Origin of the sequence: Micromonospora sp. HNM0581 (assembly GCF_012726175.1) — a bacterium.
GTDB lineage: Bacteria > Actinomycetota > Actinomycetes > Mycobacteriales > Micromonosporaceae > Micromonospora.
Genome location: NZ_JAASAD010000007.1, coordinates 164,274 through 185,943, shown reverse-complemented (window position 1 = coordinate 185,943; position 21,670 = coordinate 164,274). Strand labels below are relative to the sequence as shown.

The window sequence follows — 21,670 nt, the reverse complement described above, 5'->3', positions numbered from 1 at the left end:
TCACCGCGTACCGGGCAACTTGACCTCTCGCCGCGCGGCCGGTCAGCCGACCCGGGTGAGCAGGGTCACCGGTGCTCCGTCCCCAGCGTGGCGGTAGGGCTCCAGTTCCGCGTCCCAGGCGGTGCCGAGGGCCTTGTCGAGGGCGTGGGCCAGGGCCTCCGGTGCCCGCGCGACCGCCATGATGCTGCGCAACCGGTCCTCGCCGAGCTGGATGTCCCCGGCGGCACCCACGGTCGCCCGGAACAGGCCCCGGCCCGGCACGTGCATGAAACGTTCGCCGTCGACGCCCGGACTGGGCTCTTCGGTGACCTCGAAACGGGTCATGGGCCACTGCCGGAGGGCAGCAGCCAGTTCGGCGCCCGTTCCCGGGCGACCCGACCACCCGCATTCGGCCCGGCGGGCGCCGGGGTCGACGGGCTGGGCCGTCCACTGCAGGTTGACCGGCGCGGCGAGGACGCGCGCGATCGCCCATTCGACGTGTGAGCACACGGCGAGCGGGGTCGAGTGGACGTATACGACGCCACGCGTTGGCACGGTGACCTCCCGGAGTGCGAGGTGCGTCTTCCCCTACGACCTCGCCCGACCCGGGTTTGTGGAACACATGATGACTGGTGTGACGGATGGTACGCCAGGGAATCGGCGAATCCGCCGCCCGGAATACCCGGACAGGTGACCGCGGTTCCAGCTGGTGACGCCGCGATGACCAGCGGGCATCGTGGGTCGTGTACAGTTCCACCGGCGGCCTGTGCCGCGTACGCCTCCGCGGGTCCCGCCTCTGAGGGCGCCCGCAACAGCCCCCGGACGTTCCGTCCTCCGTACGTCTTGCAAGGAGTACCTCCGTGGCGAGCAACACCTCTAAGACCGCGCGCGCGTCAGTCCGGGCCGGCCAGGCTGGCCAGGGTGGCGCACTCAGCGTGCTGGGCGAGTTCAAGTACCTGATTCCGCTCAACGGCGGCAAGCACGCCTACGTGCGGAACCTCACCAACGGCAGGACTGCGCACCTGCGCACCGACTCCGAGGCTTTCGTCGAGGAGATCCGGGTGCTGGCCGCCGCCGGCCACGCTTCCAAGATCCGCGCCGAGCTGAACGGTCTCAACGCCACCCACCCGGGTGACGGTTGGGACGCCACCGAGAAGCGCCTGGTCGAGGCGGGCGTCTTCGAGGCCTGATCGATCGAGGAGCACACGTCCTCTGTGCAGCGCATGTGAACGCCCGTCGGGTCGCACCCGGCGGGCGTTCACCGTTGCCACTCCTCGCGCGACCGGGCGGAGTCGATCGGTGGGATCTTCTCAACACCCCGGTTGACGTGTTGTCATGACGGGTAGCTGGTGTTACCACCGGGTATCCCTGATGTTTCACATCCGTGCGCCGTGGGAGGTGGCGATGCCGGAGTCGACCGAGGTTCGGTTGGGCGACGACGTACGCCTGCACGTGGAGACCGCCGGCCCGGCCGACGCCGAGGTGACCGTCGTGCTGTTGCACGGCTGGACGCTCGACGCACGCAGTTGGCATCGGCAGTTGACCGCCGTCCAGGAGATGTTCGGCTCGGTCCGGGTGGTCACCTACGACGCGCGTGGGCACGGCCGGTCCAGCTGCATGGCACTACCCACCGCCACCTTGTCGCAACTGGGTGACGACCTGGTCGCGGTAATGGACGAGGTGGCACCCACCGGACCGGTGGTGCTCGTTGGTCACTCGATGGGCGGCATGACCATCATGGAGTACGCACACCGCCACCCGGGCCACTTCGCCCGCCGCGCCGCCGGTCTGGTCTTCGTCTCGACCACCGCCGAGGGACACGCACACACCGTCTACGGCCTTTCTCCTCGGATCGCCCGGATCATCCGGCTGGCCGAGACCACCGGAGCCGGAGTCCTCGCCAGATGCGGCGCCTGGCGACCGCCCCGGGCACTGCTGCGCGCACTACGCCCGAGCATCAGGTGGATGCTCTTCGGGGACCGCTGCGACCCCACGGACATCCGGCTGGTCACCTCGGCGGTGGCCCGCGCCTCGCTACGGTCGATCGGCGGCTTCCGGGCCTCCATCGGCACCCAGCACCGGTTGGACACGCTCACCACACTGGCTCACCTGCCGGCGGCGGCACTTGTCGGCGACCGGGACCGGCTCACCCCGCCGCCGTGCGCGGAGTCGATCGCCGCCGCGCTACCGGCCACCGAGTTGACCGTCTGCCCCGGCGGCGGGCACATGCTGATGATGGAGCGGCCCGAGGAGGTCAACGCCGCCCTGGCCGGCGTGTTGCGCCGGGTCCTGGCCGGCCTAACGGCCGGGCGGCGTGTCCCCGGCTGAACCACCGACTACCCCGGCCGAGGTGCCCTTCTGGCCAGGACGGGCGCGGGGCGTAATCTCGTGCGGTTGGCCGGGCGGCGTCACGAGGAGAGCGAGCGGTGGACCAGAGCACCCTGGATCAGGAGATCGCCGCCGAGCAACGGCATCTCGACCGGGTGTACGCGAGACTGGCCGAGCTGCGCCGCTCGGCCGTCCACGCGGAGCGGGAGGGTTACCAGCTCGCCCGGGTCGGCAACTTCGGCGCGCTCGTCGAGCGTGACGCGATGGTCTTCCACGCTGCCCAGCGACGCCACCTGCTCGACGCGGAGTACGAGGGGCTGGTGTTCGGCCGACTGGACCTGCGTGGCGGGCAGACCCTGTATGTCGGGCGACTCGGTATCCGCGACGAGGACGCCACCACCCTGGTGGTGGACTGGCGTGCCCCGGCAGCCGCCGCGTTCTACCAGGCGACCCCGGCCGAGCCGCTCGGCGTCGTCCGGCGCCGGACGATCCAGTCCAGCGGTGAGCGGGTCACCCGGATCGAGGACGACCTGCTGGACCCGGACGCTGCTCCGCCGGAGATGCCGGTGGTCGGCGACGGCGCCCTGCTGGCCACCCTGTCCCGGACGACCGGTCGCGGCATGCGGGACATCGTGGCCACCATTCAGCGCGAGCAGGACGAGGCGATCCGCGCCCCCGGTTCGGGGGTGACCCTCGTGTCCGGGGGCCCGGGGACCGGCAAGACCGCGGTGGCGCTGCACCGGGCGGCGTACCTGCTCTACGCCGACCGGAGCCGGTATGCCGGCGGCGGGATCCTGGTGGTCGGCCCCTCGTCGGTCTTCGTCGAGTACATCGCCTCGGTGCTGCCGTCGCTGGGCGAGGACACCGCCACCCTGCGGTCGCTCGGCACCCTCGTCCCCGGGGTGCAGGCCATCCGCACCGACCCGCCCGAGGTGGCGGCGGTGAAGGGGTCGCTACGGATGCGCCGGCTGCTGGAGCGGGCGGCCCGGGATGCGGTACCCGACTCCCCGGCCGAGTTGCGTCTGCTGTACCGGGGCACGCTGCTGCGGCTGGAGCGGGCCGAGCTGGAGACGGTACGGGACCGCGCGTTGCACCGAGGTGCCCGCCGCAACGAGGTGCGTCGGGCCGGCTTCGACGGCGTGCTCGCTGCCCTCTGGTCGCAGGCTCGCAGGCTCGGCATGACCGGGCTGCCCGGCCAGCGTGCCTTCGAGGACGAGCTGATCGACCGGACGGACTTCCGTGAGTTTCTGAAGGCGTGGTGGCCCCGGTTGCATCCGCTGCACGTGCTCGCCTGGTTGGCTGATCCGCAGCGGCTGCGCCGGTACGGCGCCGGCCTGCTCTCCGGTGCCGAGATCCGGCTACTCGGTGCGGCATACCGGGGATTGGCCACCCACGGCCCGACTGTCGCCGACGTCGCGCTGCTGGACGAACTGGACGCGCTGCTCGGCAAGCCGATGCGCCCCGCCCGCCCGAAGCGGGACCCGTTCCAGTTGGCCGGTGGGGTACGCGAACTGAGCACCTTCGCCGACCGGCAGCGGGCCGCCCGGCAGGCCGCCCGGGAACGTCCCGAGGACTACCGCGACTACGCCCACCTGGTGATCGATGAGTCCCAGGACGTCTCCCCGATGCAGTGGCGGATGGTGGGTCGGCGCGGGCGTCTGGCGTCCTGGACGGTGGTGGGTGACCCGGCGCAGACCGCGTGGACAGGGGATCCGCAGGAGTTGGCCCGGGCCCGTGACCAGGCGTTGGGTCGCCGTCGGCGGCACCGCTTCACCCTCACCACGAACTACCGCAACTCGGCGGAGATCTTCGCGGTGGCGGCGGCCGAGATCCGGCGGGCGTACCCGGATCTCGTGTTGCCCACCGCGGTCCGGTCGACCGGCGTCGACCCGGTCCAGCTGGTGGTGCCGTCGCCCGATCTGGCGAGCACCGTCGTGACGGCCGTGAGCGACCTGCTCGGCGAGGTCGGGGGCACCGTCGGGGTGATCACGCCGGTGCCCCGTCGGGACCAGGTGGCGGCCTGGTTGGGGGCCTTGGGTGGCGAGCGGTTGCAGGTGGTGACCAGCCTGGAGGCCAAGGGCATGGAGTACGACGGTGTGGTGCTCGTCGCCCCGGCGGAGATCCGGGCGGAGCCGGACGCCGGTGTCCGTACCCTCTACGTCGCGCTCTCCCGGGCCACCCAGCGGTTGACCACGGTCGACCTGGCCGAATGAACAGAACACCACAATTGGGCGTATTGTCCGATTCGATCTGGTCTACTAGTCAACAACAGAACACCAGCAGTAACAGCAGCTGCACCGGTCACCTGCGTACCGGTAGGCTCTGACCCGGCCCTCGCCAGGCGGCACCCACCGGTGCCGGCGGGGCCGCCGCCTAATCGCCCGCCCGGGCGAACCGGGGAACCATGTTCCTGGGGTGCATCCGCGTCAGCGGTAGGGATCTTCCGTCCCGAACCCGTCAGCTAACCCGGTCGGCGGCTGACGGAAGGACATGTGCATGCCAGCAGTGGCAACGGTAAGACCGGCCGCCCGTTCGGCGGCCCTGATCGCCGCGGCGCTCGCCCTCAGCCTCGGCGTCGCGCTGGCCCCCTTCGCCCCGGCCGCCGCGGCACCGCAGCCGTTGCGGGCGGCAGCACCGGGCGAGGTGGACGACGAGGGCGGCACTCCGGCGTTGCGGGCCCAGTTGGAGGCTGCCAGCAAGGGCTACCTCGACGCCAAGACCGCACTCGACCGCTCGGTCAAGCGCCAGAAGCAACTCGCCGAGCAGCTCACCGCCACCGAGAGCCAAGTCGCCGAGCGCGGCACCAAGGTGGCCGAGATCGCCGCCCAGGCGTACCGAACCGGCCGGCTGGGGGCTGCTTCGGCCCTGCTGAACAGCAGTTCACCTGCCGGTTTCATGGACCGGGCGGCAGCGCTCGACGTGGTGGCCGCCAACGAGGACCGCGCGCTGCGCGACCTCCAGACCGCCCGGGACGAGGTCAGCGCCACCAAGCAGGCGCTGGACGTGGAGGTCCAGGAACAGCGCAAGCAGGTGGCCGTGATGGCCAAACGCAAGGAACAGGCCGAACGGGCACTGACCGTATCGATCGAGCGGGACGAGGCGGCCGAACGGGCTGCTGCCGCCGCGCGGGCGGCAAGGTCACCGGCGCGGAGCAGCGGTTCGAGCCCCACCGCCAAGCCCGCTCCCCGTAACTCCGACGGATCGTGGCCGTCGGAGTCGTGCAGCGTCAACGACCCGACGCCGGCCAACGGCTGCATCACCCCGCGCACCCTGCACGCGCTGAACCAAGCCAAGTCCGCCGGGTTCACCAGGTATGTCTCCTGCTACCGACCCGGCGGGTCGGGGGAGCACCCGAAGGGCCGGGCCTGCGACTTCGCGGCCCAGAAGAGCGGGTTCGGCGGCCACGCGACCGGCGGCGACCGGACCTACGGCAACAACCTGGCGGCGTACTTCGTGAACAACGCCGACCGGCTCGCGGTGCTCTACGTGATCTGGTACAGGCAGATCTGGCTGCCCAGCAGTGGCTGGAAATCGTACAGCGGCGCCCGGGGTGATCCGTCCAGCGACCACACGAATCACGTTCACCTGTCGGTGTACTGAGAACTCGTCGCGTCGGGTGAGCTGCTCGTCAGGAGCGGTTCACCCGACGCGGCGTTTCCATCCCCGTCGGGCTACGGGGCACCGGCGTCACCGCGCCGGATCCACCTCGGGAGCCGTGGCAGCCCCGGCATAGTAGGGCTCGGGTGCGCCGAAGAGACCGAGCAGACCGGTCACCCAGAGCTGCCGGTGCACGAATCGACTCGGCTCGGTGACGATCAGCTTCACTCCGCTCACCTCGGCGGTCTGGAAGCCGGCGACCATGGCGCTGATGCCCACCGAGTCGATGAAGGTGACCAGCCGCATGTTCAGTTCGATCCGGGCTGGACGCCCCTTGGCCAGAACCTCGGCGATCGCCTCTTTCACCTCGTACGCGGTGTCGACGTCGATCTCGCCCCGAGGGGCGATCTCGATGACACCACCGGGCTGGACCGACTGCAGGATCGACAGGCTCACGCGAGCACCTCCACTCGCCCGACGACGGGCGCCTCATCAGTACGCGGGCCGCGACCGACAGTATTCCTTCGACTGCCTCGGTCGCCACCCCCTCGGGATGAGCAATTCACGGACAGGGACGCGGAAAATCGCCCATATCCGAACTTTATTGGCTTTTCTACGTGACGTTCGGTCAGCTCCGACGCCGCCGCACCAGGGTAGCGGGCCGATGCCACCTCCGTCGTTTCCGATCCGCCCCGGCGTGCCCCACGACAACCGGCTTTGACCTGCGCTCGACGAGCGGAAATGGCGCGGTGTGCCTAGCATCACGAGTGACCCCGTGACGGGAGGACGACAACATGCTCCGCAGACTCGCCGCGCTCGCTGGTGTCAGTGCCCTGCTCGCCCTCGCGCTCGCCTGCGGGTTCGGCGGCGATGACGGTGACGACGACGATGACGACGACTTCGCCCGGGCCACGGTGGTGGCGGTGACCAGACACTCAGCCTGACGCAAAGCCGACGAGCCCGATCGGCCCAGGGCCACAGTCGAGGAGGAAACCACATGTTCGGAACACACCTGTTGGACCGCCGCAGCAAGCCCGAGCAGATCGCGGACCACGCGTGGCAGCACCTCGCCTCAGCGGTGAACAACGCAGGCGGCAGCCTCCGTGACACCGCCCGCACCGCCCGCCACCACTCCGCCGGAATCGCCGACGATGCCGGAAACCTGGTCGAATCGGCCGCCGAGGAAGCCCGACACCGCGCCAGCCGCGCCCTCGACGCGCTCGCCGGACGCCGGCCGACGCTGCCGTGGACGCTACTGATCGGGGCCGTCCTGGCCGGTGCGGCGGTCGGCTGGGCGGCCGGCACCGCCGCACGCGCCGCAGGCAGCCGCGACCGGGCCCTGGAGGACATCGAGTTCGTCGACGTGCACCGGCCCGACTCCCCCGCCGACCCGACGAACCCCGCCAACTGACGACCCCGCGACGACGGGCCCCACCGACCGCCTCGGTCGGGCGGGGCCCGTCGTGCTGCCGCTCACCTCCCAGCCCGGATACCCGACCAGGCCCGGACAGCGCGGGGCACCACCGCCTCGTCCGATCCGGGCGAGGCCCGATCACCCGGATCGCCACCAGGCTCGGTCGTGGCGGACCTGGCTCGTCGGCCCGGATCGGACTCGCCGCGGGTTCGACGCATGCCGCCGCCCCTGGTGAGAAGGGAGCGACCGATGGCCAGCATCTCGACGATCAACCGCACCGATCAGGACATTCAGTCCGCGGTGCTCGACGAACTCGACTGGGAGCCCCGGGTACGGCCACACGAGATCGGCGTGACGGTCACCGAGGGAGTGGTGACCCTTACCGGACGGGTGGACAGCTACGCCAAGAAGTGGGCGGCCGAGCGCGCCGCACACCGGGTCACGCAGGTGCGGGCCGTTGCCAACGACCTCGCGGTGCGGTTGGTGACCGGTGCCGAACGCACCGACCCGGAGATCGCCGCCGCAGTCCAGCACGCCCTGCAGTGGCAGGCGTTCGTGCCGGTCGACGCGCTCGACGTGACGGTCTCCCAGGGCTGGGTCACCCTGCACGGGGAGGTCGAGTGGGAGTACCAGCGACGGGCCGCCGAACAGGCCGTCGGCCGACTGACCGGGGTACGCGGTGTCAGCAGCGGCATGACCGTCCGGCCCCAGGTACGCCCGGACGGGGCCCTCCTGGCCCGACGCATCGTCGACGCGCTGGCCCGTAACCGCGCCACCGACGCGGAGCAGGTGACGGTACGCGTACACGGCGACATGGTGCTGCTCGGCGGCCTGGTGCACTCCATACCCGAACGCGCCGAGGTGGAACGGGTCGTCTGGTCCGCCCCCGGCATCCGTGAGGTCCAGAACCACATCGCCGTCGCCCCGGTGCTCAGCTGAGCCGCCCGAACCACCCGGGTCGGGTGAGTCACGCTCACCCGACCCGCCCCGAAGGTGGGGTCATGACCGATCGGCTGACCACGCCCCTGCAGGTCACCGCGCGACTGCGCACGCCCGTCACGGAACACGATCACGTCCGTGGTCCCCGCAACGCGCCGGTGACGATCGTCGAGTACGGCGACTTCCAGTGCCCCTTCAGCGGCCTCGTGCACGCCAACCTCGCGGAAGTTCTGCAGCAACGAGCCGACACGGTCCGCCACGTCTACCGGCACTTCCCGATCACGAACCTGCACCCGTACGCCGAACGGGCCGCCGAGGCCGCCGAGGCCGCCGGACGACGGGGGCGGTTCTGGGAGATGCACGACTGGCTCTACGAGCACCAGGACCAGTTGGATCCGGTGCACCTGACGCTCGGCGTCGAGCAGCTCGGCCTACCCGTCGACGAGGTGGAGACGGAGATCGGGCGGCACGCCCACGGCGACCGGATCCGGCACGACTTCGTCGGCGGCATCCGCAGCGGCGTGGACGCCACCCCGACCTTCTTCGTCAACGACATCCGCCACGACGGTGACTTCGCCCCGGCCACCCTGCTCAGCGCCGTGGACGACGCCACCTGATCCCGTGGCGGCCCGCCTTTCGAGCCCGACGGCCGTCCAGCGGATCGGCAGTCCCGACCCGCTGGTCGAATCGGGACGACCCGATGATCGACGGGACGGGTCGCGGGCGGTCAGATGAGGCGGAGCTGGCGGGCACGGCGGACGGCGTCCCGACGGCGGGTGGCGTCTAGTTTGCGGTAGATGTTACGGACGTGGGTCTTGACCGTGTTGACGGAAACCGACAACTCGGCGGCGATCTCCACGTTGGACAGGATGCTCTGCAGGTATCGCAGGATCGTCAACTCCCGCTCGGTGAGCGGCTCGTCCAGCGGGGACGCCGCCGCGTCGCTGACGGCTTTGGCGCCGGTCTGCCCAGCCGGCGTGTCGACGGCACGCACCAGGTCACTGACAAGTGACCAGTGGGCGGTACCGGAGTCGAGGTGGGCGGCGAGCAACTCCCGCAGTCCCGGTTCGGCCCGTAGGAACGGACGACGGTAGCCGTCCGGCGCGGCCAGGTCCAGCGCCTGCTCCAACAGCCGACCCGCCCGACGATCGTCACCGGCGCGCCCCGCCAGCACTGTGGCCAGCAGGGCGGCGTCGAGGCGTACCGCAATCGGCCAGTCGACCGCCGACGCGGCGGTCCAGTCCGGCATCAGCAGTTCGGCGGCCCGCGGGTCGCCGGCCCGCAGCTCGGTCCGGGCCGCCGCGACAGCCAGGGCCGCCGCACCCGACCGCAGGTCACCGGCCAGTTCCCGTGCGGTCTGCACGTCACCCCGCGCACTGTGCAGGTCCAGCGCGGCGGCGCGCAACCACGAGCCCAGCTCACCGCCGCGCCCACCCCACCCGTCGCGGGCCTCCACCAGCAGCCGGTGACCGGCGGTCAGCTCGCCCTCGTCGTGGCGTAGGCACGCGCGGCACCAGCCGGCCACCGCAGCCGGCACCGGTTCGCCACCGGCCGGCCCGGCCAGCCCCAGGTGGGCCTCGGCCTCCGCCGGCTGGTCCCGGTGCAGCGCCACCACCGCCAGTGCCAGCTGCGCGTACCCGCAGTCGCGTAACGCCGCCCAGCCCTGACAGGGCGGCATAGCCAGCGCCGCCCGAGCTGTCTCCTCGGCGACGCGCAGCTGCCCGCGCAGCGCCGCCACGAGTGAGAACCGGCTGGCGCAGACCAGCTCGGTACGCGGACGTGCCGCCGCCCGCGCGGCTGCCAACGCGTCGGCGAAGCCGTTCGCCGCACCGGCCAGATCGCCATCGTCGAAGGCGAGCAGGGCCAGCGCGGTGCCGGCCACGGCCGACACGTCGGCGTCGTCATCGGCGTGGCCCCGCGTCCCCGCGACCCCGCTGCCGGCCGACCCCACGCCCGGGTCGGCAACCTCCGCCTGCGGCGTCGTCACACCGACCGTCCCGGTCACCGCCGAGCTGCCGCCCCTCGGGGGGCCCTCGACCGGCGACGTCGCGTGGCCCGAGACGGCGTAGCCGGCCTGCGGGTCGCCGCCGTTCGTGGCGAGCAGGCCGGCGGCGGCGGCACGTACGACCTGCGGGTCGCCGTTGAGGCGGGCCAGGGTGAGCTCCAGCGCGGCGACCAGTCGCTCGAACCGGGATCGGCGTGGTTGTGCCAGCCGCCCGATGTGCCCGGTGGCCTGCCGCAGGTACGCCACGGCCGCCTCGGTGTCACCGTCGAGGGCCCGTCCGGCGGCGCAGGCGAGAGCGAGTTCGGGGTCACGGCCCACCACGTCCGACGGGGGCGCTCCGGGCACCGGCCCGACGTCGGCGGGTCGCTCGTAGGGCACCAGTTCCGGCCAGCGGGTCACGAACAGGTCGGTGGCTGCGGCCCAGTCACCGGCGGTGAGCGCATGGCGCAACGCATCGGCGGTCCGGCCGTTGCCGGCGTACCAACCGGCCGCCCGCAGGTGCAGCTCGCGTAGCTCGTCACCGGGCAACCGGCCCAGCTCACGGTGCAACAGATCGGCCAGGAGCGGATGGCACCGATACCACACCGGCCGGCTGCCCTCCTGGTGGAACAGACCGCTGTCGGCGAGCGCACCCAATCGGTCCTCGGCGTCCGTGTCACCGCTCAGCGCGGTGGCGAGACCGGCACAGACGGCGTCGACGATCGCCGTACGGCGGAACAGTTCACGGTCCACGGGTGTCAGCCCGGCCAACGGCTCCGCCCGCAGATAGCCGGCGATCTCCGGCTGATCCGCCCCAAGTTCGTTGATCCACCGCTCCGGGTCCGGTTGGTCGTGCAGGGCGAGCGCGGCGATCCGCAGCACGGCTGCCCAGCCTCCGGTTCGTTGCCGCAGCCGGGTCACGGCGGCAGCCGGTACCGCCACCCCGTGCGCGGTGAGCAGGTCAGCGATCTCGTCGCCGGTGAACGCGAGGTCGTCGGGGCCGAGTTCGGTCAACTCCCCGGACAACCGCAGCCGGTGCACTGCCAGCGGTGGGCCGGTCCGCCCGGACGCCACCAGTCGCAGCCGCTGCGCACTGTGGCGCAGCAGGAACTCCAGACCGGCCAGGGCCGTCGGTTCGCTGAGCTGATGCAGGTCATCCAGGATCAGCACCACCGGCCGTCCCAGGGAGGCCAGGGCGGCGGCGAGGATCTCCAGCTCGTCCGGACGCGGTGCCCGTTCGGGCAGCGGCGTTTCCGCAGGGTCGACCATCGGGCGCAGCGCGGCGCCGAGGTACGACCAGAGGCGGTCCGGGTCGTCACCAGCCTCGACCGACACCCATGCCAGTGTGGGGGCCTGCGGGTCGGTGTCCGGTCGGACCCGTCGCCAGGTGGCGAGCAGCGTGGTCTTGCCCCAGCCGGCAGGCGCCCGCAGCAGCGTGACCGGACGGGTCACCGCCTCGTCGAGGAGGCGGGCGAGCCGGGGCCGCAGGACCGTCGGTTCTCCCGGCTCGGCGGGAGCCAGCCGGGACGCCAGCAGGGGTGGGCAGCCCGGTGTCCGGACCGCCACGCCCGCCCGACTTCCGCCGCGGTCACCCGGCATCCGACCACCCCCACGCCACGCGTGTTGCCTCCCCGTCCTGCCGGCGGTTACCCGACCCTCGACGGTTCACCCCTTCCGGGGGAACCTGGTTCACCCGGCCCGCAGCGACGCTGGCGACGAACAAACGGACACTGGGCCGGACGGGTCAGTCGGCGGGGCGCAGGGCGCGACGACACGGGGATCGGAGGCACGAGTGGGACGGGTCGGGACAGTTGTCGCGGTGGCCGGTGCCCTGGGCGCGGCGGCGGCCCGAGCCACGCGTGCCGCGGTGACCCGGCGGCGGGCCCGGCCCGTCCGGTGCCCGACCGGATGGCAGGTGGTGACGGTCGACCGGCCGGTGGAGCAGGTGCTGCCCGCCGCGGTCTGGCCGGAGCCGCTACGCCGCCTCGACGGCGCGGTCGAGGTAGCGGTGACCGGCGCACCGGGCGGCCGGGGCACCGAGCTGGCGGCCCGGCCACGGCCGCACGCCGCCTGGCCCGGGCTCACCGCGCACCTGTTGGGCGACGACCCCGGTCTGCTCGTACGACAAGCGTTGTGGCAGGTCAAACAACTCGTCGAGACCGGTGAGGTACTACGCCCAGACCGGATGCCCGGCGAACGTGGGCCAGGGGTGGCGGCAGGTGTCCCCCGACCGTCGGCGAACGAGCCACCGCGGTGAGAGCACTGTGCTGGGGCACCGGCGGTGAGCTGGCCGTACGCCAGGTCCCCGATCCGGAGCTGCGCAACGACCACGACGTGATCGTCCGGGTACGGCTCAGCGCCACCTGCGGCGCCGACCTGCCGCTGCTCGCCGGGACGGTGCCCGCCCCGACCGCCGGGGAAGTGCTCGGTCACGAGTTCCTCGGCGACGTGGTCGAGGTGGGCGCCGGAGTACGCCGGCACCGCATCGGCGACCGGGTGGTGGTCTGCGCCTCCGTGGCCTGCGGTGCCTGCTGGTACTGCCGTCGGGGGCTGCCGTCGTGCTGCGACAACGGCAGCACCGACCCGACCGCGAGCGAAGCGGAGTGGGGTCACCCGGTGGCGGGCTGCTTCGGCCACCCGCGGTCCGCAGGAGGTTTCGCCGGCAGCCACGCCGAGTACGTCCGGGTGCCCTACGCCGACGTCGGAGCGTTCGCGGTGCCGGAGTCGGTCGACGACGACCGGGCCCTGTTCGCCTCGGACGCCGCACCGGCCGGCTGGCTGGGTGCCGAGGGAGGCGAGGTACGCCCCGGCGACGTGGTGGCGGTGTGGGGAGCCGGTGCCGTCGGTCAACTGGCTGCTCGGTCCGCCTGGCTGCTGGGTGCCGAACGGGTGATCGTCGTCGACCGGCATCCCGCGCGGCTGCAGATGGCGCGTCACCACGTGGGCGCCGAGACCATCGACCGCCGGGACACCGACGTCACGGCACGGCTGCGGGAACTTTCCGGTGGACGGGGGCCCGACGTGTGTGTCGAGGCGGCTGGCGGGCCTGCCGGGGAAAACCTGTCGCTCGCCGACCGGTTCACCGGCCGCACCCGGGCACCGGATGCGGTCCGGGAAGCGGTGTACGCCTGCCGTAAGGGCGGCAGTGTCTTCGTGCTCAACGGCGGGGTCCGTCGCGTCGACGCGTTCCCGACCGGCACCGTCGTGCACAAGGCGCTGACGGTGCGGGGCGGACGCCAGCACGGTCAGCGCCACATCCCGATGCTGCTGGAGCGGATGGCCCGCGACGAGCTGCGCACCGAGCACCTGGCCACGCACCGCTTCTGCCTGGACCGGGCCGCCGAGGGTTACGCACTCATGCGGGACCGGCCCGAGGAGTGCGTGCGCGCGGTGTTCGTCCCGCACTGACCGGCAGGTAACGGGGCGGATCAGCGGCGACGGTGGCATGATCACGGGATGGCTGCCCAACGGTCGTACGACGTGGTGCTGTTCGGAGCTACCGGGTTCACCGGCGGGCTCACCGCACGCTACCTGGCCCGGCACGCGCCGCCGGGGCTGCGCTGGGCGATCGCCGGGCGTAACCCCGCAAAGCTGGCCGCGGTCCGGGACGAACTGGCCGCCACCGACCCGGCACTGGCCGGGTTGCCGCTGCTCACCGCCGATGTCACCGACCCGGCTTCGCTGCACACGGTGGCCGCCGACGCCCGGGTGGTGGCCAGCACCGTCGGCCCGTACGTGCACCACGGTGAGCCGCTGGTGGCCGCCTGCGCCGCCGCCGGGACCGACTACCTCGACATCACCGGTGAACCGGAGTTCGTCGACCGGATGTACCTGCGCCACCATGCCGAGGCGGTACGCACCGGGGCCCGGTTGGTGCACGCCTGCGGCTTCGACTCGGTCCCGCACGACCTCGGTGTCTGGTTCACCGTCAAGCACCTGCCCGCCGACGCCGCCATCACCGTGGACGGGTACGTGCGTGCCGGTGGGCGGTTCTCCGCCGGCACGTACCACTCGGCGCTGATCGCCTTTTCGCGTACCGCCGAGGCGTCGCGGGTGGCCCGCGAGCGCCGCGCCGCCGAGCCGCGCGCGAACGACCGCCGGGTCCGGACGGTTCCGGGCCGGCTGGCCCGCTCGCGGGACCTGCCCGTCTGGGCGGTGCCGCTACCGACCATCGACCCGCAGGTGGTACGCCGTTCGGCGGCAGCCCGCCCCGAGTACGGCCCGGATTTCCGCTACCGGCACTTCGCGGCTGTGCGGCGACTGCCGACCGTGCTGGTGGCCGGTGCGGGGCTCGGTGCCGTCGCCGGGCTGGTGAAGCTGCCACCGACCCGGCGCTGGTTGTTCGGCCGGCTCGCCTCCGGGCAGGGGCCGAGCGCCGAGCAGCGGGCCACGTCATGGTTCAAGGTCCGGTTCGTCGGTGTCGGCGGCGGACGACGGGTGGTGACGGAGGTGGCCGGCGGCGACCCCGGTTACGACGAGACCGCGAAGATGCTCGCCGAGTCGGCACTCTGCCTGGCCTGCGACGACCTGCCGGCCACTGCCGGTCAGGTCACGCCCGTCACCGCGATGGGCGACGCGCTGCTGCACCGCCTGACCTCCGCGGGCATCACCTTCCGCCTGCTGGACGAGGGCGACGCCGGGCGGGCTTGACCCTCGACCGGGTCGAGGGGGCAGGATCGGCGTGTGGACAGTGATCTGCGCAGCATCGGTGAGCTGGCCCAGGCCAGTGGGCTGACGGTGAGTGCGCTGCGGTTCTACGACGCCGCCGGGGTGCTGGCGCCGGCCTGGATCGATCCGGTCACCGGGTACCGCCGGTACGCCGATGACCAGGTGGCGCCGGCCCGGCTGGTGGCCGGGCTGCGCCGTATCGGTCTCCCGGTCACCGAGATCGCCCAGGCGGTACGCGCGGAACCCTTGGTGGTGCACCGGATTCTCGACGCGCACCTCGATCGGCTGGCGGGCGGGCTGGCCGAGGCACGGCAGGAGGTTGCCCGGATCCGTCGCCTGCTCGCCGACGACGAACCCCGGTCCGCCACCCGGCTCGTCCTGACCGGGCGTGCGCTGTCCACGGCGGTGGATGCCGTCCGTTTCGCGGTCGGCACCGACCCGGCGTCGCCGGGCTTGGCAGGTGTGCTGTTCGACGTGACCGGCGATGGCGTACGTCTGGTGGCCACCGACCGGTACCGGCTGGCGGTGGCGTCGGCCGGTGCGGCGGTACGCGGTCCGGCGGTGCGGGCGCTGCTGCCCGTGGCCGCGGTCGACCGGCTGCGTCGGCTCTGCGTCACGGCGACGATGGGTGGCGTCCGGCTGACCCTGGCCGCACGGCAGGTGGTCGCCGACGTCGCCGGGCACCGGTTGCGGGTGACGACCCTGCCGTACGACTTCCCCGAGTACCAGGCACTGGTACCGGCATCGACCGGCGGGGCGGCCCGGCGGGTGCCGGTGGACACGCCGTGGCTGGTCGCCGCGTTGCGTTCGGGAGCTGCCACGGTGACCCGTGAGCACGCGGGCGAGCTGCTGCCGGTGACCGTGCTGGGGCTGGGCGGTCGGGACGCGATTCGCCTGCTCGGCGCGGACGACCTGGCCGACGTCGGGGCCGTGGACCGGGCCGGTCGGGCAGAGCTGCGGGTCGGTGTCAACGGCGGTTTCCTGCTCGACGCGCTGCACGCCGCGGGCGGTCCGCGCCTGGTGTTGGAATCGGACGGTCCGGTGACCCCGCTGGCCATCCGGCGGCCGGATGATCCGGCGGCTTTCTCCATTCTGATGCCGATCCGACTCTGACCGCCTGCTCCGGCCGCTGGTCTGTCCGCCACCGAGGTGGTTTCGGACGGCGGTGTGGGGGCGGGGTGCGGGAGGCTGTGCGGTTCGGGCGCGACGGTAGCATCTGGAGGTCCACCCGAGCCCGGACGGAGGCGTACGGAGCAGCATGCTCGACATGGAGTTGATCCGGAAGGATCGCGAAGCGGTGGCCGTCGCGTTGGCGAAGCGGCTGGACGCCGCCGAGGTCGATCGGGTGCTGGAGGAGATCCAGCGACTCGACCGGGAGCGCCGCCGGCTGATCAGTGAGATCGACGGGGAACGTCAGCGCCGCAAGGCCGAGGCCCGGGCGTACGCGCAGGCGAAGCGGGCTGGTGTCGAGCCGCAGGTTACCTCCGACGACGGCCGTAAGCAGGTCGCCGAACTGGAGGCGGAACTCGACGGGGTGCAGGCGCGTCTGCGTACCACCATGAGCGAGTTGCCCAACCTGCCGGCCGAGGATGTCGTGGCCGGCGGCAAGGAGGCCAACCGGGTGGTGAGGACTTTCGGTGTGCCGCCGGCCATCGAGAAGGTCCGCGATCATGTCGAGCTGAGCCGGATGCTCGGTCTGGTCGACCACGAGCGGGGTGTCAAGCTTGGTGGTTCCGGCTTCTGGATGTACACCGGCCTGGGTGCCCGGCTGGAGTGGGCGCTGATCAACTGGCTGATCGAGCGGAACATCGAGGCCGGGTACGAATTCCTCCTGCCCCCGCATCTGCTGCTGGAGAGTGCCGGTTTCGCGGCCGGTCAGTTTCCCAAGTTCTACGACGACGTCTACCACCTGGACAGGCAGTCCGCGCCGCGCGGGCAGTTCCTGCTGCCGACAGCGGAGACGGCGATCCTCGGTGCGTACCAGGACGAGATCCTGGATACCGCGAAGCTGCCGCTGAAGGTGTTCGCGTACACGCCGTGCTATCGCCGTGAGGCGGCCGGCTCGCACTCCGACGAGCGGGGCACCGTCCGGGGTCACCAGTTCAACAAGGTGGAGATTTTCCAGTTCACGCTGCCCGAGCAGGCCGACGCCGCCCTGGAGCAGATGATCAGCCATGCGGAGAGCCTGGTCGAGGGGCTGGGCCTGCACTACCAGCGCAGCCTGCTCGCGGCCGGCGATTCCAGCGCGTCGATGCGCAAGACTCTCGATATCGAGGTGTGGATGCCCAGCACCGGCAAGTACAAGGAGGTCTCGTCGGTGTCCTGGGGCGGCGACTATCAGGCCCGCCGGGCGGCGATCCGCTACCGCGAGCCGGGTGGCAAGCAGACCCGTTTCGTGCACACCCTCAACGGTTCGGCGCTGGCCACCAGCCGTCTCTACCCGGCGATACTGGAGCAGTTCCAGCAGCCCGACGGCTCGGTTCTGGTACCAGAGGTCCTCCGTTCCCTCCTGGGCACCGACCGCCTGTCCCCTCGCTGACCCCCCGACCCCTCACGTTGATCATGAGGTTGCCGGCACCACTAGAGATCGACGACGCCGTCAACCTCATGATCGACGCGGCCGGGTGGTGGTGTGGGGTCAGGTGGCCAGTGCGGTGACCCGGCGGGTCAGGTCCTCGCCGTCCAGCCAGCCCTGGTGGATCACCCGACCGTCGCGGTCGATGATGACGAAGGTGCTCTGCTCGACGACCTCGAAACGCCGCCAGATCTCTCCCGCGCGGTCCTCGATCTGCGGCATCGGGCCCAGTTCGAACTCGGTGACGAAATCGGTCATCGCCTTGCGCTCACCGAGCCCGGCGACACCGATGATCGGCACGGTGTCCCGGAAGCCGGGCTCGATCTCGGCTATCGTCCACGCCTGGCTGGCGCAGGTGGCGCACCAGGGGGCCCAGAACCACAGCACCACCGGGCGACCGGCCAGGGTCGCGGCGTCGAAGGTGGCGCCGTCCAGGGTGGTGCCGGTGAACCGCAAAGTGTCCGGCACCGGCCCGGCCGGCGCGGTCGACGGGGATCCGGCGTCGACGACGCCACCATCCGCAGCGCCGGCATCGGCAGTGGTGGACGCCGGAGCGTCCGCGGGCGGAGCCGCCTCGGCGTCCGGACCGGCACCGCAGCCCGCGATGGCGAGCATGGTGGCGAGCAGGACGGCGGCGACCGCCCCGGTGGACCGTCCCGTCGTGGGAACCGACCCCATCCGCGTCTCCCTTCGGTTCACTCACCGCCGTCCTGACAGCCACGCCGCCACGGTCGGTGAGACTCAGGCCTGGGTCAGCCGCAACGCCAACGCCGGGCAGACCTGCACCGCCTTCGCCGCGCCCTCCCGCAACCAGGTCGGTACGGGGGTGGGCGGGAAGGCGGGGTATCCGTTCTGGTCGAGCCGGATGAAGTCCGGCACCACGTGGGCGCAGAGGCCGTGCCCGTCGCACCGGGACCAGTCAAGCACCAGCTTCTGCGGGTCGGGGTCGGGGGCGCCGGGTAGCCCCATCAGGCCCTTGACCCGTCGACCGCAGCCCTCACCGGTGATGTGTTTCTTCAGGTCGTCGGCGAAGACCTCCATCGCCGACAGCGCGAACCGGGACGTACCGTCCGGATGACTGCACGCCCCCCGGCCCTTGACGTCGCCGGCCGCAGCCCGGACGACCTCCACCGGGGCGCTGCCGGAGACCGCCAGGTCGACGGCGCGGGCCAGGTCGGGCAGGCCCCGCTTGCAGGGGCCACACTGCCCGGCGGACTCACCGGCCAGATAGCGCACGACCTGCGCCGCCTCACCGAGCGGGCAGGTGTCGTCGGCGAGCGGCACGATGATTCCCGCACCGAGGGTGCCACCGACGGCGGCGAGCCCCTTGCGGGAGACCTCGGCCGATTCCGCCGCCTCCCGTGTGATCCACTTGCCGTGGTAGCCGCCCATCAGGATGCCGGGGCCGTCCGGTACCTCGCACAGATCGAGGATCTCGGCCAACGGGGTACCGGCCGCGCACTCCACAACCGCGTGGCGCTTCGCCGCTCCGGTGATGCTGAGCAGCACCGTGCCGGGCTCGTCGTCGGTGCCGAGCGCCGCGTACTCGTACGGGCCGAGCCGCGCGGCGACCGCCACCTGGGCGTACGTCTCCGCGTTCGACAGTAGGGTCGGCATCCCGCTGACGCCGGAGTCACTGGAACGTTTCTTGGTGCCGGGTGGGATGTGCGGCAGCCCGTTGATGCCGTTGACCAGTGCGCCACCCTCACCGCTGATGAATCGGTGCGGCACCGTCACGACGCTCGTCGGCGCCGGCATCCGGCGCTCGTCCAACGCCTCCATCAACGATTCCCGGCCGACCATGTCGTCGGCGACGCAGAGCACGATCTCTTCGGCGTCCAGCGCGAAAGCGGCAAGTGCGGCACCGTCGAGGATCAGGTGTGGGGCCCGGGTGAGCAGGACCTTGTCCTTCCAGCTGGCCGGCTCACCCTCGGTGGCGTTGACCACCACCACGGGCGGCAGGTCCTGTCGCTCACAGGATTCCAGCACCGCCCGCAGCTTCTTGGCGAAGGGGAAGCCGGCGCCCCCTTTGCCTTTGAGCTGGATGCCCTCACACAGCCGCAGCAGGCTGGACGGCTCCATCGGACTGATCGCTCCGTGCACCATTTCGTGGGCACGCATGTCGAGCCGGCCGAACTCGGCGAATCCCGCGGTGAGCCGCGGCTCACCGACGGCGGCCACCGGTGGGACGGTACGAGCGGTCACTTCGCCTCACCCCGTAGTCCAGCCCAGTAGGCTCCGTCGACCCCGTCCGGGTCGGCCCGGCGACGGCGACGACTCTCCGTCGACGAGGTCCGGCGGGCACGCCGCGAAGCCAGGTCGACAAGGGTGGGGGTGTCGTCGACGGCCACGTCGTCCTCTGGGACGTACCGGGCCGGCGGGCGCCAGTAGTCGGTTTCCGCCTCCGGCAGGTCGTCCTCGGCGCTGTGCCGCCCACTGCCGATGCGCGGCGCGGCGGAGATCGGCGATCCGGAGCTGGGGGCACCGGAGATCGGGCCGGCCGAGATCGGGGCGTTCGACTCCCACCGGCGAGGGCTGTCCCAGGGTTCCTCCGCCTCGTCCTCCGTGCGCTGCGGCGGGGCCGAGTACCGGCTGTCGGTGCGGGACCGGCGGGACCGGCCGTACTCTTCCTCTTCCTCGTCGTCACGACGGCGTCGGCGCACCGGCTCCTCGTCCCGCACCAGATCGTCGTCACGAAGGGTGGCCCGACGGCCCACGGGTTCGCGTTCCTCGTCGCGTCGCGACCGACGGCCGGTCGACTCGTCGTCGCGCCGCGACCGACGGGCCGCCGGCTCCAGTTCCTCTTCGGTGAGGGCCGGGCGGCGACCGGTGGTCTCCAGTTCCTCGTCCCGTCGCGAGGAGCGCCGGGACGCCGGGTCGGCGTCGCGGCGACGACGGGCCACCGGCTCCAACAACTCGGTCTCGCGGTGTACGGCCCGCTCCAGCTCCTCGGCGTCACGACGGCCACGGACGGGTTCACGCAGCGTGCCCGGCTCGGGAACGACCGGCACAGTGAACCGTTCCGGGTCGTTGCGCCGGATGGTGGGGCTGGCCCAGGTCCCGGAGGTACTTTCGGCCCAGCTGATGTCGCGGCGGACCCGCTTCTCGCGCCCGTCGTCGGCTGCCGCGCCGACACGGCGGCCGGTCAGGGCGCCGAGCAGGTTCTTGCCGCGGGTCTCCTCGGTGGACCTGCCACCGCTCATGACCTCGTTGAGGACGGCGGCCTGCTGTTGCTCACGGCTGCGCCGTTGCAGGTTGACCGAGAGCCGGACCATCAGTGCGATGACCACCAGCAGGACACAGGCGAAGTAGCTCAGGCCGACCCAGGTGGCGGGCGTACGGCCGACGAGGAGGCCATGGAAGATGCCGAACGGCCAGGCGGCGTAGGCCAGGGAGTGCAGGGCTCGCCACACCCACTTCGGGCCGATGTCGGCGAAGCGGGCCCGGATGATGCCGGTCCAGAGCACGCTCACCATGAGCAGCGCGGCGATGGTGCCGAGCCCGAGGTAGAGGCCCCGGCCACCGACGAAGGGGACGAAGGCGTCGGTCATTCCGGCCCGCCCGCTGGTGATCTTCGTGACGACGTGCATGGCCAGGCCGCTGACGGCAAGGATGCCGGTCGCCCGGTGGGCGGACTGCAGCAGGACCCGGTGCCGGACCATCAGCACCAGCCGGTCGGTGGCGAGCAGGCCCAGCATCACGGTGAGGCTCAGCGACACCAGTGTGATCACACCGGCGAAGAACTCGGTGAAGAAGTAGGCCATGGCGTAGACCTGTTGACCGATGGTGGTGAGCATCATGAGTGCCCACAGCGCGGCCAGGCCGGACGCGGACAACGCCAGGACCTGACTTCTGGACCGGACCACCCCTCCCCGGCTGGTGCTGCTGGTGCGGACGGCGGCCGCCTTCTCGTCTTGCGTTGCCCGGGCCATCTGCTCCTCGATCGTCTCGCGGCGGCGCGCCACCGGCCGACCTGTTCCCCACTCCAGTACGCAGGACGGCTCGGGTCGGATCAGTGTCGTAAGAAAAAAATTCGGCTGTTTGTCGAACCACCCTGCCGCCGGACGCGTATAGCGCCTCCGCCGCCGACAGTCCAGGCACCCGTCCCCCTGGAGCACCCGATGCACCGACGTCGACTCCGTCCGGCGATCGTCAACCTCTTCGAGTGGAACTGGAGCGGTTGGTT

General features: G+C 71.9%; 19 protein-coding genes and 1 riboswitch. Of the genes, 13 read left to right on the top strand and 6 right to left on the bottom strand.

What is annotated here, in order from left to right; translation table 11 throughout:
- Positions 1 to 42: 42 nt before the first annotated feature.
- A complete protein-coding gene (locus tag HCA58_RS11870) occupies positions 43 to 534 on the bottom strand; it encodes a DUF3145 domain-containing protein (RefSeq protein WP_169597837.1) in 492 nt (163 codons plus the stop codon).
- Positions 535 to 839: 305 nt separating this feature from the next.
- Between HCA58_RS11870 and HCA58_RS11865 the strand changes: the two genes are divergently transcribed.
- The 4 genes from HCA58_RS11865 (at position 840) to HCA58_RS11850 (ending at position 5,907) form a co-directional block, all read left to right on the top strand.
- Positions 840 to 1,169: a hypothetical protein gene (locus HCA58_RS11865; protein WP_169597836.1), complete on the top strand. Its 330-nt coding sequence runs from the start codon at positions 840 to 842 to the stop codon at positions 1,167 to 1,169.
- A gap of 214 nt (positions 1,170 to 1,383) precedes the next feature.
- Positions 1,384 to 2,307, top strand: a complete 924-nt coding sequence (locus HCA58_RS11860; RefSeq protein ID WP_169597911.1) for an alpha/beta hydrolase — start codon at positions 1,384 to 1,386, stop codon at positions 2,305 to 2,307.
- A gap of 98 nt (positions 2,308 to 2,405) precedes the next feature.
- Positions 2,406 to 4,520 carry an AAA family ATPase gene (locus HCA58_RS11855; protein ID WP_169597835.1) on the top strand — a complete coding sequence of 705 codons (2,115 nt, stop codon included), beginning with the start codon at positions 2,406 to 2,408 and terminating at the stop codon, positions 4,518 to 4,520.
- 147 nt (positions 4,521 to 4,667) lie between these two features.
- Positions 4,668 to 4,799: riboswitch (cyclic di-AMP (ydaO/yuaA leader) on the top strand.
- Positions 4,800 to 4,803: 4 nt separating this feature from the next.
- Positions 4,804 to 5,907 (top strand): hypothetical protein, encoded by a 1,104-nt coding sequence (locus HCA58_RS11850; protein ID WP_169597834.1) that lies wholly within the window; start codon positions 4,804 to 4,806, stop codon positions 5,905 to 5,907.
- Positions 5,908 to 5,994: 87 nt separating this feature from the next.
- Here the strand turns inward: HCA58_RS11850 and HCA58_RS11845 are convergent, their stop codons facing one another.
- A complete protein-coding gene (locus HCA58_RS11845; RefSeq protein ID WP_169597833.1) occupies positions 5,995 to 6,360 on the bottom strand; it encodes an STAS domain-containing protein in 366 nt (121 codons plus the stop codon).
- A 338-nt stretch (positions 6,361 to 6,698) separates the two neighbouring features.
- Here HCA58_RS11845 and HCA58_RS11840 point away from each other — a divergent pair, with 338 nt between their 5' ends.
- The 4 genes from HCA58_RS11840 to HCA58_RS11825 all read left to right on the top strand — a co-directional run bounded on the left by HCA58_RS11840 (position 6,699) and on the right by HCA58_RS11825 (position 8,874).
- Positions 6,699 to 6,848, top strand: coding sequence for a hypothetical protein (locus tag HCA58_RS11840; RefSeq protein WP_169597832.1), 150 nt, complete (start codon positions 6,699 to 6,701; stop codon positions 6,846 to 6,848).
- A 53-nt stretch (positions 6,849 to 6,901) separates the two neighbouring features.
- Positions 6,902 to 7,315 carry a hypothetical protein gene (locus tag HCA58_RS11835; protein WP_169597831.1) on the top strand — a complete coding sequence of 138 codons (414 nt, stop codon included), beginning with the start codon at positions 6,902 to 6,904 and terminating at the stop codon, positions 7,313 to 7,315.
- 252 nt (positions 7,316 to 7,567) lie between these two features.
- The gene (locus HCA58_RS11830; protein WP_169597830.1) at positions 7,568 to 8,257 is read left to right on the top strand and encodes a BON domain-containing protein; all 690 of its coding nucleotides are present in this window, start codon (positions 7,568 to 7,570) and stop codon (positions 8,255 to 8,257) included.
- Between the two features lie 74 nt (positions 8,258 to 8,331).
- Complete coding sequence (locus tag HCA58_RS11825) at positions 8,332 to 8,874, top strand: DsbA family protein (protein ID WP_169597910.1); 543 nt, start codon at positions 8,332 to 8,334, stop codon at positions 8,872 to 8,874.
- 110 nt (positions 8,875 to 8,984) lie between these two features.
- On the opposite strand, the gene HCA58_RS11820 is transcribed toward HCA58_RS11825, so the two are convergent.
- Complete coding sequence (locus tag HCA58_RS11820; RefSeq protein ID WP_169597829.1) at positions 8,985 to 11,840, bottom strand: LuxR C-terminal-related transcriptional regulator; 2,856 nt, start codon at positions 11,838 to 11,840, stop codon at positions 8,985 to 8,987.
- A gap of 268 nt (positions 11,841 to 12,108) precedes the next feature.
- Between HCA58_RS11820 and HCA58_RS23160 the strand changes: the two genes are divergently transcribed.
- The 5 genes from HCA58_RS23160 (at position 12,109) to serS (ending at position 17,448) form a co-directional block, all read left to right on the top strand.
- The gene (locus tag HCA58_RS23160) at positions 12,109 to 12,498 is read left to right on the top strand and encodes a hypothetical protein (protein ID WP_346775971.1); all 390 of its coding nucleotides are present in this window, start codon (positions 12,109 to 12,111) and stop codon (positions 12,496 to 12,498) included.
- Positions 12,495 to 13,649 carry an alcohol dehydrogenase catalytic domain-containing protein gene (locus HCA58_RS11810; protein ID WP_169597828.1) on the top strand — a complete coding sequence of 385 codons (1,155 nt, stop codon included), beginning with the start codon at positions 12,495 to 12,497 and terminating at the stop codon, positions 13,647 to 13,649. The genes HCA58_RS23160 and HCA58_RS11810 overlap by 4 nt, the downstream gene beginning before the upstream one ends.
- Positions 13,650 to 13,697: 48 nt before the next feature.
- Positions 13,698 to 14,891 (top strand): saccharopine dehydrogenase NADP-binding domain-containing protein, encoded by a 1,194-nt coding sequence (locus HCA58_RS11805; RefSeq protein WP_169597827.1) that lies wholly within the window; start codon positions 13,698 to 13,700, stop codon positions 14,889 to 14,891.
- Between the two features lie 33 nt (positions 14,892 to 14,924).
- Complete coding sequence (locus tag HCA58_RS11800; RefSeq protein WP_346775967.1) at positions 14,925 to 16,022, top strand: MerR family transcriptional regulator; 1,098 nt, start codon at positions 14,925 to 14,927, stop codon at positions 16,020 to 16,022.
- 145 nt (positions 16,023 to 16,167) lie between these two features.
- Positions 16,168 to 17,448, top strand: coding sequence for a serine--tRNA ligase (gene serS, locus HCA58_RS11795; protein ID WP_169597826.1), 1,281 nt, complete (start codon positions 16,168 to 16,170; stop codon positions 17,446 to 17,448).
- A gap of 99 nt (positions 17,449 to 17,547) precedes the next feature.
- On the opposite strand, the gene HCA58_RS11790 is transcribed toward serS, so the two are convergent.
- The 3 genes from HCA58_RS11790 to HCA58_RS11780 all read right to left on the bottom strand — a co-directional run bounded on the left by HCA58_RS11790 (position 17,548) and on the right by HCA58_RS11780 (position 21,449).
- Entirely contained in the window at positions 17,548 to 18,162 is a 615-nt protein-coding gene (locus tag HCA58_RS11790; RefSeq protein ID WP_169597825.1) for a redoxin domain-containing protein, read from the bottom strand.
- 63 nt (positions 18,163 to 18,225) lie between these two features.
- The gene (locus tag HCA58_RS11785; RefSeq protein WP_169597824.1) at positions 18,226 to 19,689 is read right to left on the bottom strand and encodes an NADH-quinone oxidoreductase subunit NuoF family protein; all 1,464 of its coding nucleotides are present in this window, start codon (positions 19,687 to 19,689) and stop codon (positions 18,226 to 18,228) included.
- Positions 19,686 to 21,449 (bottom strand): hypothetical protein, encoded by a 1,764-nt coding sequence (locus HCA58_RS11780; RefSeq protein WP_346775966.1) that lies wholly within the window; start codon positions 21,447 to 21,449, stop codon positions 19,686 to 19,688. Before HCA58_RS11780 ends, HCA58_RS11785 begins: the two co-directional genes overlap by 4 nt.
- Positions 21,450 to 21,670: the final 221 nt, after the last annotated feature.